This window comes from Photorhabdus antumapuensis, assembly GCF_020387775.1.
Classification (GTDB): domain Bacteria; phylum Pseudomonadota; class Gammaproteobacteria; order Enterobacterales; family Enterobacteriaceae; genus Photorhabdus; species Photorhabdus antumapuensis.
Genome location: NZ_JAHZMK010000027.1, coordinates 157450 through 171511 on the forward strand (window position 1 = coordinate 157450; position 14062 = coordinate 171511).

General features: G+C 43.3%; 10 protein-coding genes. 5 read left to right on the forward strand and 5 right to left on the reverse strand.

The genetic code is table 11. The features are described from left to right. Positions 1–229 precede the first annotated feature (229 nt). Complete coding sequence (gene sspA / locus KZ793_RS12665) at positions 230–871, forward strand: stringent starvation protein SspA (protein ID WP_058589205.1); 642 nt, start codon at positions 230–232, stop codon at positions 869–871. A 3-nt stretch (positions 872–874) separates the two neighbouring features. Continuing rightward, on the forward strand, positions 875–1390 hold the full coding sequence (gene sspB / locus KZ793_RS12670; protein WP_225815664.1) for a ClpXP protease specificity-enhancing factor: 516 nt from the start codon (positions 875–877) through the stop codon (positions 1388–1390). Positions 1391–1440: 50 nt separating this feature from the next. On the opposite strand, the gene KZ793_RS12675 is transcribed toward sspB, so the two are convergent. From KZ793_RS12675 to gltB, 3 genes are all read right to left on the reverse strand, one after another. After that, entirely contained in the window at positions 1441–1947 is a 507-nt protein-coding gene (locus KZ793_RS12675; protein ID WP_225815665.1) for a hypothetical protein, read from the reverse strand. 238 nt (positions 1948–2185) lie between these two features. Further along, complete coding sequence (locus KZ793_RS12680) at positions 2186–3604, reverse strand: glutamate synthase small subunit (protein WP_225815666.1); 1419 nt, start codon at positions 3602–3604, stop codon at positions 2186–2188. Between the two features lie 9 nt (positions 3605–3613). Continuing rightward, complete coding sequence (gene gltB / locus KZ793_RS12685; RefSeq protein ID WP_225815667.1) at positions 3614–8071, reverse strand: glutamate synthase large subunit; 4458 nt, start codon at positions 8069–8071, stop codon at positions 3614–3616. A gap of 748 nt (positions 8072–8819) precedes the next feature. Here gltB and arcB point away from each other — a divergent pair. The 3 genes from arcB (at position 8820) to mtgA (ending at position 12786) form a co-directional block, all read left to right on the forward strand. After that, complete coding sequence (arcB, locus tag KZ793_RS12690; protein ID WP_225815668.1) at positions 8820–11165, forward strand: aerobic respiration two-component sensor histidine kinase ArcB; 2346 nt, start codon at positions 8820–8822, stop codon at positions 11163–11165. 237 nt (positions 11166–11402) lie between these two features. Continuing rightward, positions 11403–12056, forward strand: a complete 654-nt coding sequence (gene elbB / locus KZ793_RS12695; RefSeq protein WP_225815669.1) for an isoprenoid biosynthesis glyoxalase ElbB — start codon at positions 11403–11405, stop codon at positions 12054–12056. A 4-nt stretch (positions 12057–12060) separates the two neighbouring features. After that, a complete protein-coding gene (mtgA, locus tag KZ793_RS12700) occupies positions 12061–12786 on the forward strand; it encodes a monofunctional biosynthetic peptidoglycan transglycosylase (RefSeq protein WP_225815670.1) in 726 nt (241 codons plus the stop codon). A 98-nt stretch (positions 12787–12884) separates the two neighbouring features. Here mtgA and dolP read toward each other — a convergent pair whose 3' ends face one another. Together dolP and diaA are read right to left on the reverse strand one after the other, a co-directional pair. Continuing rightward, on the reverse strand, positions 12885–13460 hold the full coding sequence (gene dolP / locus KZ793_RS12705) for a division/outer membrane stress-associated lipid-binding lipoprotein (RefSeq protein WP_225815671.1): 576 nt from the start codon (positions 13458–13460) through the stop codon (positions 12885–12887). A gap of 10 nt (positions 13461–13470) precedes the next feature. Then, the gene (diaA, locus tag KZ793_RS12710; protein ID WP_112878876.1) at positions 13471–14061 is read right to left on the reverse strand and encodes a DnaA initiator-associating protein DiaA; all 591 of its coding nucleotides are present in this window, start codon (positions 14059–14061) and stop codon (positions 13471–13473) included. Between the last annotated feature and the right edge of the window lies 1 nt (position 14062).

Below are 14062 nucleotides of genomic sequence, written 5' to 3' on the forward strand. Positions count from 1 at the left end.
CCAAAATGTACAAAATCTGGTAAACTAGTGCCAATTTTTGCCTCATCCATTTGTCTGCTTACTATCTGAACGGTAATAATTGTGTTGAAACGATAGTAATTGTGTTGAGTAGCGCATTCCGTATTCACCGTTGTGGCGCAGAAACGTAAGGGATGAGAATGAATGAGTAAGAATAGTCGTGGTCGTGTGGGGCTATTCATTCCCTTTTTAGATAAACTTGGAGGTTTTCATGGCTGTCGCTGCCAACAAACGTTCGGTAATGACTCTGTTTTCAGGCCCGGCCGACATTTTTAGCCATCAAGTGCGAATTGTATTGGCGGAAAAAGGTGTCAGTGTTGAAGTTGAACAGGTTGAGGCAGGTAACCTGCCACAGGACCTTATCGATCTGAACCCTTATCAGACAGTTCCGACTTTGGTTGATCGTGAGCTGACGCTGTATGATTCCCGCATCATTATGGAATATCTGGATGAGCGCTTTCCTCATCCACCATTAATGCCTGTGTATCCAGTTGCCCGTGGTTCCAGCCGTTTGATGATGCACCGCATCGAAAAAGACTGGTATTCCCTGATGCATACTATTGAGGAAGGCAATTCTCAAGAAGCCAATACTGCCCGTAAACGATTAGCAGAAGAGTTGCTAGCAGTGGCGCCAATATTTAAAGAGATGCCATTCTTTATGAGCGAAGAATTCAGTTTGGTTGATTGTTATCTTGCTCCTTTACTGTGGCGTTTACCGGTATTGGGTATAGAACTACCGAGTTCTGGTACTAAAGATTTACAAATTTACATGCAGCGTGTCTTTGAGCGTGATGCATTCTTGGCTTCATTAACCGAAGCTGAACGTGAAATGCGCTTGCAATCCAGGAGCTGATTTATGGAGCTGTCTCAAATGTCTCCCCGTCGTCCTTATTTGTTGCGTGCTCACTACGAGTGGTTACTCGATAATGATATGACTCCGCATCTGGTTATAGATGTGACTTTACGCGGAGTTAATGTACCAATGGAATATGCCCGTGATGGGCAAATTGTGTTGAATATAGCGCCGAGAGCTGTTGGTAATCTTGAGTTAACCAATGATGAAGTACGCTTCAATGCCCGTTTTGGCGGTGTTCCCCGTCGGGTTAATGTACCGATGGCGGCAGTTATAGCGATTTATGGCCGTGAAAATGGGGCGGGAATGATGTTTGAGCCTGAAGCAGCTTATAAAGATGAATATCTTTTTAAATCCGCTTCAGATCAGGATAAGGTTGATACCTCTGCATCTGCGGCAGATAATCTGGTATTAGTTACGGATACATTGCCCGATGCTGAAGATGATAGTGGAACTTCACCTGATGATGAGCCACCAAAACCGACGAGAGGGCGCCCTGCTTTACGGGTAGTAAAATAAGCGTTAAAAGAGGGGGCGATTTGCCTCCTTATTTTTTTCAAATTCATTGATTAGAATTCTGTATTGTAGGCTTTTTCTAATTCCCATAAACAGTCTTCAATTCTGTCTTTAACTTTGTAATCTGTGATAGCGCCTAAGCTCTTTTTAACTTTATCTACAAATTCTATTTTATTCTCCCTGGTCCCCAGTTCTGGTGGGATTGTGCAGATATCAGCCAATGATATATTGTTTTCTTTATCTGCGTTAGCAAGGACTTCAACGGGATTATTAATTAATGCAAGGGATAATGCATAACGCATCTCTTTGGCAAAATCCAGATGCATACTTTGCATTAATTTAAAAGCCAGTTTTATCCAGTTACTGTCACCAGTAGTAATTTTGTGAGTGATTTCTTGCTTGGCGCCCATTTCACCTAATTCTGCCACCACAGAATTGGTACCTCTATTTACAATTTCTTTGGTAATATTTTCAGGCGTCAGGGGGCGTGATAAGGCAAGTGCCGTATGACTGATAAACAGCATTGGAGACAATAAAATTAGAGTTTTTATTAGTTGCATTAATGTTTCCAGTATTTATAGTTGAATAAGCATCGTGATACTTGTGCCGGTTAGTTGGAATATTTTATTTAAAACCCATATTAATGAGAGGGAATATTCCAAAATATCATATATGACAGTAATAAGTGTGGAATGTTCATTAAATCTACTTACTTTTTTGTGTAAGAGTAATCCAATTAATATAAGTTATCGAACTGATAATAGAAAGAGGTGGGAGCTGAAAAGCTCCCTTGGTTGATTAGATGTTGAGATAATCAAGAATGCCTTGTGCGGCTTTACGTCCTTCAGCAATTGCGGTTACAACCAGATCTGAGCCACGAACGGCATCTCCACCAGCAAATATCTGCGGATTGCTGGTTTGAAAGGGAATATCTGAGCACTCTGGTGCAACAATGCGTCCCTGTTTATCTAAGGCTACTTGATGATCACTGAGCCAGTTCATTGTATGTGGTTTAAAGCCAAATGCCATGATCACTGCGTCAGCTTCGAACAGCCGTTCCGAGCCTGAGATAATTTCAGCTTGGCGACGTCCATTCTCATCAGGTTGACCTAGTTGAGTCTGTACCATTTTTATGCCACAAACTTGACCTGAATGATTGATTTCAATACTGACAGGTTGCAGATTAAACAGAAATTCTACGCCTTCTTCTTTAGCATTTTTTACTTCGCGCTGGGAGCCTGGCATGTTGATTTCGTCACGACGATAAGCACAGGTAACTGAGGCTGCTTTTTGGCGAATAGCCGTTCTGACACAATCCATTGCAGTATCTCCGCCACCGAGAACCACAACTCTTTTACCTTGCATATTGATGAAAGGTTGTGATTGTAGGGCGGGATAACCCATCAAATTCCGGGTATTGGCAGTCAGAAATGGCAGAGCGTCATAAACACCATCAGCATCTTCATTTGCTAGTCCCCCACGCATTGACTGATAGGTTCCTACACCCAGGAACACCGCATCAAACTGCTCAGTCAGTTCAGATAAGGCAACGTCTTTGCCTATTTCAGTATTAAGCCGGAATTCAATACCCATCTCAGAGAACATTTCATGGCGACGTATCATGACCTCTTTTTCCAGTTTAAATGCCGGTATGCCAAAGGTGAGTAATCCACCGATTTCAGGATGGCGATCAAAAACAACGGCTTGTACGCCATTACGAGTCAATACATCAGCACAAGCTAGCCCTGCGGGGCCTGCACCAATAATCGCAACCTGTTTGCCCGTTGGCTGAACTTGTGACATATCGGGCTTCCAGCCCATAGCAATAGCTTTATCATTGATGTAACGTTCAATATTACCAATAGTCACTGCACCGAACTCATCATTCAGAGTGCAAGCGCCTTCACAAAGGCGATCCTGTGGGCAAACACGACCACAAACTTCCGGCAGGCTGTTTGTTTGATGGGATAAATCAGCCGCTTCCATAATACGTCCTTCATTGGCAAGTTTAAGCCAATTGGGAATGTAGTTATGAACGGGGCATTTCCATTCGCAATAAGGGTTACCGCAAGAAAGGCAGCGATCGGCCTGTGTCTGTGCCTGAATTGCTGAAAATGGCTCATAGATTTCCACAAATTCTATTTTGCGGATTTTCAGCGGTTTTTTAGGCGGATCGACGCGTTGTAAGTCGATAAACTGATATACATTCTGGCTCATCTTGGCTCCTTATTGCGCTTGAATTCGCAACTCTGCGGAAGAACGACTGCGATGTCCCAGTAGGGCTTTCACATCACTGGATTTTGGCTTCACAAGCGCAAATTTGCTCAGCCACTGTTGCCAGTTAGCAAGAATATCTTCACCGCGTTGGGAGCCTGTCAAGAGGACGTGTTCAGTGATAAGCCCTCTCAAGTGCTCTTCGTGGATAGCTAAGGCATCTACTGCCAGTACTTCGACCAACTCTGGGTTAACCCGTTTGCGGAAATCATCATTTTCATCCAGGACATAAGCAAAGCCGCCGGTCATTCCTGCACCAAAATTTATGCCAGTGCGTCCGAGAATACAGACGATACCGCCTGTCATATATTCACAGCCATTATCTCCGATACCTTCTACAACTGTAATCGCTCCTGAATTACGAACGGCGAAGCGTTCTCCTGCTCGCCCGGCAGCAAACAGTTTGCCTCCGGTTGCGCCATAGAGACATGTGTTGCCAATGATGGTTGCCTGATGGCTTTTGAAGGCAGAACCTACGGGAGGGTGTATAACAATGCGGCCGCCAGCCATACCTTTACCGACATAATCATTGGCATCACCGATGAGTGTCAGCTCCAGACCGCCGGCATTCCAGACGCCAAAACTTTGACCGGCAGTACCATTGAAATGAATTTTTATTGGTGCCGCCGCGATCCCCTGATTACCATATCGAGCAGCGATAAAACCGGAAAGTGAAGCGCCCACTGAACGATCCGTATTACGGATATCGAAATAGAAAGTTTTACTTTGTTGGTTCTCAATATAGCGAGAGGCTTGAGCCAGTAAGTTTTTATTCAGTGCCCCATTATCAAATGGTGGATTGCTTTCAGTGCAATATAATTTTTTGCCCTGATGGGGTTCTGCTGTTGCTAATAGCGGATCGAGATTTAGTTTGCTCTGTTTTGCTGAGATACCTTCCAGTACTTCCAACAGGTCAGTTCGACCTATTAAATCAGTTAGATTTTTGACACCCAATGTAGCCATGATTTCTCTGGTTTCACGGGCGATAAAGCGGAAATAATTCATTACCCGTTCAGGTAATCCGTGGTAGTGGTCGCGACGTAATTTCTCATCCTGAGTGGCAACCCCGGTTGCACAATTATTGAGATGGCAAATACGCAGATATTTGCATCCAAGGGCAACCATTGGCCCAGTACCGAAACCGAAACTTTCAGCGCCAAGAATGGCCGCTTTAATAATATCTACGCCCGTTTTCAACCCGCCGTCAACTTGTAAGCGGATCTTATGACGTAATCCGTTAGCAACTAGCGCTTGTTGGGTTTCCACCAGCCCCAATTCCCACGGGCATCCGGCATACTTCACCGATGACAGTGGACTGGCGCCGGTACCGCCATCATAACCTGCGATAGTAATTAAATCGGCATAAGCTTTGGCAACGCCAGTGGCAACAGTACCAACGCCCGGTTCTGAAACCAGTTTTACTGAGATTAGCGCATTGGGGTTGATCTGTTTTAGATCGAAAATCAACTGAGCCAAATCTTCAATAGAGTAAATATCGTGATGTGGTGGTGGAGAAATAAGGGTTACGCCGGGTACGGAATAACGCAGTTTTGCAATATACGGTGTTACCTTATCACCCGGTAATTGCCCACCTTCTCCGGGTTTAGCACCTTGTGCGACTTTAATCTGAATCACATCAGCGTTGACCAGATAAGCAGGTGTCACACCAAACCGACCGGAAGCAACTTGTTTGATACGGGAAACCTTTTTTGTTCCATAACGTGCGGGATCTTCTCCACCTTCGCCGGAGTTGGAAAAACCACCTAGCGTATTCATCGCTTCAGCCAGAGCTTCGTGTGCTTCCGGGCTTAATGCTCCAATCGACATCGCTGCGGTATCAAAGCGCTTAAACAGCTCTTCGGCAGGTTCTACTTCTTCAATAGGTAGAGGCTCATCTTTTGTTTTTATCGCCAGTAAATCACGGATTGTGGTAATTGGACGCTGATTAACCAGACGAGAATATTTCAAGTAATCGTTATATTCGCCACTATGAACCGCAGACTGTAAAGTGCTTACAACATCCGGGTTATAAGCGTGGTATTCGCCGTTATGAACATATTTCAGCAATCCGCCCTGATCGAGTGGTTGACGAGCAAGCCATGCACGTTTAGATAAGTTTCGCAGATCCTGCTCAAAATCGTTGAAATTAGCACCGCCAATTCGGCTAACGACGCCATTGAAGCAGAATTCAGTTAATTCGGAATGTAAGCCGACAGCTTCAAATAGTTTAGAACAGCGATAGGAGGCGATAGTCGAGATGCCCATTTTCGACATGATTTTATATAACCCTTTATTGATACCGTTGCGGTAGTTAAGCATGACATCAGCATAAGGTTTATTAATTGTGCCATTATCGACCATTTTGGCGAGGGATTCATAAGCCAGATAGGGATAAATTGCTGTTGCACCAAATCCCAGTAGTACAGTGAAATGGTGTGGATCACGGGCACTCGCTGTTTCTACTATCAAGTTGGTATCACAGCGTAGGTTTTTTTCTACCAAACGGTGTTGAATAGCGCCAACAGCCATAGGAGTGGGTATAGGTAACTTTTCCGGCGTAATGTTGCGGTCAGATAATACCAACAATACCGCACCATCTCTGGCGAGTTGTTCAGCTTGGTCACACAATGCAAATAGGGCATTTTGCAGATTGGTTTCTTGTGGATTGAAAGTTAAGTCTAATTGTTCTGCGCGATAATGTGGACTTTGCTGCGTTATTAATTGGTGAAAGTCAGAGTAGAGCAGAATAGGAGATTTAAAACTTAATCGGTGTGCTTGTCCCTCTGCTTCACAAAATACGTTCATCTCCCGCCCGATGCAGGTGGTGAGAGACATAACATGTGCTTCGCGTAGTGGATCGATTGGCGGATTAGTGACTTGAGCAAATTGCTGGCGGAAATAGTCATAGATAATCCGTGGGCGGCTGGAAAGGATGGCAAACGGCGTATCATCCCCCATTGAACCTGTCGCTTCCTGACCATTCTCTCCCAGAACACGGATGATTTGATCTAGCTCTTCGTTGCTGTAGGCAAATTGTTTGTGATAAACCGCTAAGGATTGATCGTTCAGATCTCGGTGACCGGCTTGATCTTCCAGTAATTCTTCAAATGGGGTCAGGCGCTTGACGTTTTTATCCATCCATTCTTTATAGGGATGGCGGCTTTTCAAGTCATTGTCTGTTTCTTCTGCATGAAGGATACGGCCTTGGCGGGTATCGATCACGATAAGCTCACCGGGACCAACTCGACCTTTTTCCACCACTTCATCCGGTTGATAATCCCAGATGCCGACTTCGGAAGCACAGGTGATCAGTTTATCTTTGGTGATGACATAACGTGCCGGGCGTAAGCCATTACGATCCAGATTACAGGCAGCATAGCGTCCATCTGACATGACGATTCCCGCAGGGCCATCCCACGGCTCCATGTGCATAGAGTTGAAATCAAAGAAAGCGCGCAGATCTTCATCCATATCAGGATTGTTTTGCCATGCGGGAGGAACCAGCAATCGCATAGCACGGATTAAATCCATTCCGCCGTTGAGAAACAGTTCCAGCATATTATCCAGTGAGCTGGAGTCTGATCCTGTTTCGTTGACAAAAGGAGCCGCAGATTGCAGATCAGGGATAAGCGGGGTTTTTAATTTATAGGCTCTTGCCCGTGCCCACTGGCGGTTACCGGTGATGGTGTTTATTTCACCGTTATGGGCGAGGTAGCGGAAAGGTTGTGCTAATGGCCAGCGTGGGACGGTATTGGTTGAGAAGCGTTGGTGGAATAGGCAAATTGCCGATTCCAAACGTAAATCAGCCAGATCAGGATAGAAACGGGGCAAATCTGCCGCCATGCACAGTCCTTTATAGATAGTCACCAGATTGGACAAACTACAAACATAAAAATCACTGTCGCTGATGCGTTTTTCTATCCGGCGGCGGGCAACGAATAAACGGCGTTCTAAATCACGGGCACGCCAGCCAGCAGGAGCATTAACAAAAATCTGTTCGATACGGGGGAGGCTTGAAAGGGCTATTTCGCCCAGAATATCACTGTTGGTCGGTACTTCACGCCAGCCAACGACTGACAGCGTTTCATTTTGCAGCTCCTGTTCGACTATTTCCCGGCAGTTTTGGGCAATCTGAGGATCTTGGCTGAGAAATAGCATACCGACTGCATAATTGCGGGCTAAACGCCATTCGTGCTCTTGTGCGACCATCCGAAAAAAACGGTCGGGTTTTTGCAGCAATAAACCGCAACCATCGCCGGTTTTACCATCTGCTAGAATTGCGCCACGATGTTGCATTCGTGCTAGTGCATGGATAGCGGTACGGACTACTTTGTGGCTTGGCTCCCCTTCAATATGGGCTATCAGTCCAAAGCCACAGTTATCCTTTTCTTGAGATTTGTTATATAGCATAGTGTGAACCTCCCGAGGTTCTGTCCGACTCTCACAGAAACTCACAGACATTTGTGAGATTAATATTTTTTACTGGCGTCTGAATTGCGCCCTCAATCAACCACCACTTGTTTATTTGTGATAAACAGGTGGTGACTTAAATGATATTGTGTCACTGCATAATTATGGTTCAGATGAGAATCTGACAGATGATTTCCAGTGACTTTCCAAGTTAACTAGAAATATAAATCAGGTCAAATATCACCGGGATAAGATAAGGATAGGTGATAAGTAAAGTTAATGTTATGATTTATAAGTAGAAAAATTAACATTAGTGTTGTGTGATATAGATCATGTTAGGATTTTAATGTGATTTATATCACTAATATTAGTGTAATATCTGTTTTGTATATGCTGTTAAACTTTTATTTATTAGATTTAAAATCTGACTAATATTAACTTTTAAGAATTAATTTGTATTTTTGTTCCTTTATAAGAATAAAGTTTTATCTTTTTGGGGGATATTAAAAGAGTAAAAAGAATTTTATGCTTATTTTATCAATGTATTTGATTATTTATTCATGTTTGGATTGTGCGAAAAGACCGGCAGGAGTAGAAAGCCAGAATAATGTTTGGGAAGTCATAACTAAAACTATTAAATAATACTATTGTTTTACCAGGTCAACAATTTCTGTTATTCCTTCAACGAAGTGGCCGGTTTTTTACGGTATGATCCGGAGTGGTCATATTTAACGGGAGTCTTTATGAAATGAAGCTGCTCAGGGGCCTGGCCCAATATTATGTTGATTTAATGATGAAATTGGGGTTAGTACGCTTCTCATTACTGCTTGCATCCGCACTGGTCGTTCTTGCCATGGGTGTACAGATGGTAGTCACTTTTCTGCTTCAGGGAGGAGTGCAAAGTATTGATTTAGTTCGCTCAATCTTTTTTGGTTTGTTGATTACGCCTTGGGCTGTCTATTTTCTTTCGGTTGTTGTTGAACAGCTCGAAGAGTCCCGCCAGAGATTATCCAAATTAGTTGAAAAGTTGGAAGTTATGCGTCAGCGTGATCGGGAACTTAATCAGCAATTAAAAGACAACATTATTAAGCTTAATCAGGAGATCTCTGAAAGAGAAAAAGCTGAGCAGGCTCATCTAATATTGTTGGATAAACTCAAAGAAGAGATGAAACACCGTGAGCAGACGCAGATTGAATTGGAACAACAATCTGTATTGTTGAAATCTTTTCTCGATGCCTCTCCTGATTTGGTCTATTACCGTAATGAAAATAATGAGTTTTCTGGTTGTAACCGGGCGATGGAATTGCTGACGGGTAAAAGCCAGAAACAACTTGTCGGGCTGACACCAAACGACGTTTATGACAAAGAAGTTGCTCGCAAAGTAATGAAAACCGATGAAAAAGTGTTCCGTCATAATGTTGCACTCACTTATGAACAATGGCTAGTTTATCCCGATGGTCGAAAAGCCTGTTTTGAGCTTCGGAAAGTCCCTTTTTATGATCGGGTAGGCAAAAGGCATGGGCTTATGGGATTTGGGCGCGATATAACGGAACGTAAGCGTTATCAGGACGCTTTGGAGAATGCAAGTAGGGATAAGACTACTTTTATCTCAACGATTAGCCATGAGCTTCGTACGCCTTTAAATGGCATTGTTGGTTTGAGCCGTATTCTGCTCGATACTGAGTTGACGTCTGAGCAAAATAACTATCTGAAAACGATTCATGTCAGTGCTATCACGCTGGGTAATATTTTCAATGACATTATTGAAATGGATAAAATTGAACGGCGTAAAGTGCAAATTGATAATCAGCCGATTGATTTTACCGGTTTTATGTCCGATTTGGAAAATCTCTCTGGGCTGCTGGTCCAACCGAAAGATATTAAATTTGTAATGAACCCAGAACTGCCACTGCCTGCCAGAATCATCACGGATGGTACTCGCTTGCGCCAAATTCTGTGGAACTTGATTGGCAATGCGGTGAAATTTACGCAAAAAGGTGAGATTAATGTTCGAATCTGGTACGAAGAGGGAGAACGTTTGCTGTTTGAAGTCACAGATACGGGGATTGGTATCCCACAGGATGAGCTAGAGAAGATCTTTGCGATGTATTATCAAGTAAAAGGCAGTCATGGTGGTTGTCCAGCAACGGGAACCGGTATTGGATTGGCGGTATCCAAACGTTTGGCTCAAAGTATGGGAGGGGATATTGTGGTGGAAAGTGAGCCGGGACAAGGTTCTCGATTTACACTGTCTATCATTGCACCTGCTATGGAAGAGAGTCTTTTATGCAGAGAAGATACAGAAGATTGCCCACTTCCGGCTTTGCATATCTTATTGGTAGAAGATATTGAGCTGAATGTGATTGTTGCTCGCTCTGTATTGGAGAAGTTGGGTAACAGTGTAGAAGTCGCTATGAATGGTAAAGATGCGCTAGAGGTGTTTAAGCCAGGAGAGTTCGATCTGGTACTGCTTGATATTCAGCTACCCGATATGACCGGGTTAGACATCTCCCGGGAATTAAGTCAGCGATATGCCAAAAAGGATCTGCCCCCACTGATTGCACTGACAGCAAATGTCTTAAAAGACAAAAAAGAGTATCTGGATGCAGGTATGAATGGTGTGTTGAGTAAGCCGCTTTCTGTGAATGCGTTAACCGCCATTATTGAACAATATTGGGGGGAACAGTCTGTGCATCATATGCAGCCGGAAGAAGAGGAGTCAGGATTGATGAAAAAAGATGAAGATTTACTTGATACAGAAATGCTTAACCAATACATCGAGCTCGTTGGGCCTCAATTGATTCGCAATAGTCTGAGTGTATTTGAAAAGATGATGCCGGGTTACTTATCTGTTCTGGACTCAAATATGACAGCTAAAGATCAGAAAGGCATTACGGAGGAAGCGCATAAGATAAAAGGTGCTGCGGGATCAGTTGGATTGCGTCATTTACAGCAATTGGCCCAGCAGATTCAATCACCTGATTTACCTGCATGGTGGGATAATGTTCAGGAATGGGTTGATGAGTTAAAGCAGGAATGGAGGAACGATACGGAAATTTTGGGAGAATGGTTGACGGACGCTGAAAAAAAATAACCCCAACCGAGGTTGGGGTGCGCGAATACTGCGCCAACACCAGGGAAAACTTTTTACACGCCTATCTAATATATCTTTGGTTGCGGCGAGTAAATGAGGAATTCTCCGTACATCATACAAGTACCAACATAGCAAAGATAAGATTTTTTGTTACAAGATTCATTAAAATCTGTGATGAAGATTGGTGTTTAACCCCCTAAAGGGTTAAGCAATAATCTACTACAAATGGAGTGAGGTATGAAATCAGTTGCGGTTGTCTTAAGTGGATGTGGTGTATTCGATGGTAGCGAAATTCATGAGTCAGTATTAACTCTGCTTTCTTTAGACCGTTTAGATGTTAAAACGAGCTTTTTTGCTCCTGACGAACCACAACTTCATGTTATTAATCATATTAGCGGCGAAGAAACGGGCGAAGAACGTAGCGTCCTACAGGAATCTGCCCGTATTTCAAGGGGAAAAATTAAGCCTTTATCACAAGCAAATGCCGATGAATTTGATGCCCTGATAATTCCTGGGGGATTTGGTGTTGCAAAGAATTTATGTGACTTTGCCGTTAAGACAGTTGATTGTGAAATAAATAAGGAATTATTAAGTTTTGTGAGGGCGATGCATAAGCAACATAAACCAATGGGATTTATGTGCATTGCGCCTGTTATGTTGCCAAAATTACTTAATAAACCGGTGAAACTAACTGTCGGCAATGATCCTGAAACGATTGCGCAAGTAGAGGCAATGGGAGGAGTCCATATAATTTGCAAGGTAAATGATGTTGTTGTTGATTTAGAAAACAAAATTGTGACGACACCAGCCTACATGCTTGCTGAATCTATTTCTCAGGCGGAAGAGGGAATTGATAAACTTGTCAGAAAAGTATTGGAAATGACTGAGTAACTGGATGCGAAATCCTTTTCAATTTTTATGGTACTGGCTTAAAAAAATCGTAATCTCAGTTATTATCTTATGGATAGTTTCTGTTGTTGCATTTTCATTTTTGCCAGTACCGTTTTCTATGGTTATGGTTGAGCGCCAGATTAGCGCTTGGTTATCGGTTAATTTTTCTTATGTGTCTCGTTCTGACTGGGTAGGGCAAGGACAAATATCGCCAAATATCGCATTGGCTGTTATTGCTGCGGAAGATCAGAAATTCCTACAGCATTGGGGATTTGACTTTGATGCTATCGAAAGTGTACTTGAGCGTAATCAAAATAACTCAGGAAGGTTGAGGGGGGCTTCAACGATTTCTCAGCAAACGGCCAAAAATTTATTTTTGTGGAATGGACGTAGCTGGTTGAGAAAAGGATTGGAAGCTGGAGTGACCTTTACCATTGAATTGGCATGGTCAAAAAGCCGAATTCTGACGGTTTATCTTAATATTGTAGAATTTGGTGATGGTATTTTTGGTGTTGAAGAGGCATCCAGACACTATTTTCATAAATCAGCCAGTAAATTGACTGCATCAGAAGCTGCTTTACTCGCTGCTGTATTGCCTAACCCGCACCGCTATAAAGTTAACGCACCTTCGGCTTATGTTTTACAGCGTCAACAATGGATTTTGCGACAAATGCGGTTGTTGGGTGGGGTGAATTACCTTAAGAAAAACGAGTTATTGAAGAATAATTGAGGGAAGAATGGTAAAAAGGGAAAGCGCCCGCGTCAAAGAATGACGCGGCTTAATATATCCAGGATAGATTTATGGTGCTATCCCCCTTAGTAATATGCTTAATTCAGATAAGTAAACGCAGTTGTTACCCGCTTAACACCGTTAGTTTCGCTGGCAATTTTCGCTGCGGCGTTACCCTCTTGTTTGGTTAGAATGCCCAGTAAAAAGACTTCGCCGTTTTCCGTAACGACTTTTATGTTAGAAGACTTAACCGAGTCACTAGCTAGGATTTTTGAGCGTACTTTAGTTGTAACCCAGGTATCTTTAGAAGCAGTGCCTAATTCAACAGGTTTCCCCTGACGAATTTCATTGTAAACGGTGTGTGCTCCATCAACACGTGATGCTATCTGTTTAGCACGGTCTAAAAGGCTTGAGTCTGGGCTTTGACCTGTCAGTAAAACTTTTCCTTGATAGGCAGTAGTAATAATACGGGTTTGCCCTTTGAGCTGCTTATCTTTGTTAAGCGCATTACTGACACGGGCTTCGAGAGTACTATCGTCAACCTGTTGACCAATAGTGCGTGGATCGGTTGCGGTTTTAGTCGCTACGGCAGCAGAACTGACCACGACCGCACCAATACATCCTTGTAACATTACAGCAGCACAAATCGTAGCTAATAGGGAGAAAAATCGCATTATTGGCTCCTTAGTCATCCTGATGGGGAAAGAGTGTATTATCGATTAAGTCACACAGGCAGTTAACTGTTAGCATATGAACTTCCTGAATTCTGGTGCTGCGATGAGATGGAATTCGAATCTCCACATCTTGTGGCCCAAGTAAGCCGGCAAGCTCACCACCATCATAGCCAGTAAGGGCGACAATTGTCATATCGCGGGTTACGGCGGCTTCAACGGCTTTAACAATATCACGGCTATTACCATGCGTGGAAATTGCTAATAACACATCTCCTGGCTGACCTAATGCCCGTACCTGTTTAGCATAAATTTCATCATGCTGTTTATTGCTTGAAATCGCGGTAATTACCACATTGTCTGCGTTAAGTGACAATGCAGGCAGGCTTGGGCGCTCAGTTTCAAACCGGTTAATCATATTGGCAGCAAACCGTTGGGCAGTCGCTGCTGAGCCTCCATTACCACAGCAAAGGATTTTGTTACCATTCAGTAATGACTGAACCATCATCATTGCCGCTCGCGAGATAGCATCAGGTAATGCTTCTGCGGCTGCAATCTGAGTTTGAATACTTTCTGTAAAACAGACTTTAATTCTATCCAGCACG

Coding starts and splice junctions, on each gene's coding strand:
- sspA (WP_058589205.1), top strand. CDS start 230: ATGGCTGTCGCTGCCAACAAACGTTCGGTAATGACTCTGTTTTCAGGC.
- sspB (WP_225815664.1), top strand. CDS start 875: ATGGAGCTGTCTCAAATGTCTCCCCGTCGTCCTTATTTGTTGCGTGCT.
- KZ793_RS12675 (WP_225815665.1), bottom strand. CDS start 1,947: ATGCAACTAATAAAAACTCTAATTTTATTGTCTCCAATGCTGTTTATC.
- KZ793_RS12680 (WP_225815666.1), bottom strand. CDS start 3,604: ATGAGCCAGAATGTATATCAGTTTATCGACTTACAACGCGTCGATCCG.
- gltB (WP_225815667.1), bottom strand. CDS start 8,071: ATGCTATATAACAAATCTCAAGAAAAGGATAACTGTGGCTTTGGACTG.
- arcB (WP_225815668.1), top strand. CDS start 8,820: ATGAAGCTGCTCAGGGGCCTGGCCCAATATTATGTTGATTTAATGATG.
- elbB (WP_225815669.1), top strand. CDS start 11,403: ATGAAATCAGTTGCGGTTGTCTTAAGTGGATGTGGTGTATTCGATGGT.
- mtgA (WP_225815670.1), top strand. CDS start 12,061: ATGCGAAATCCTTTTCAATTTTTATGGTACTGGCTTAAAAAAATCGTA.
- dolP (WP_225815671.1), bottom strand. CDS start 13,460: ATGCGATTTTTCTCCCTATTAGCTACGATTTGTGCTGCTGTAATGTTA.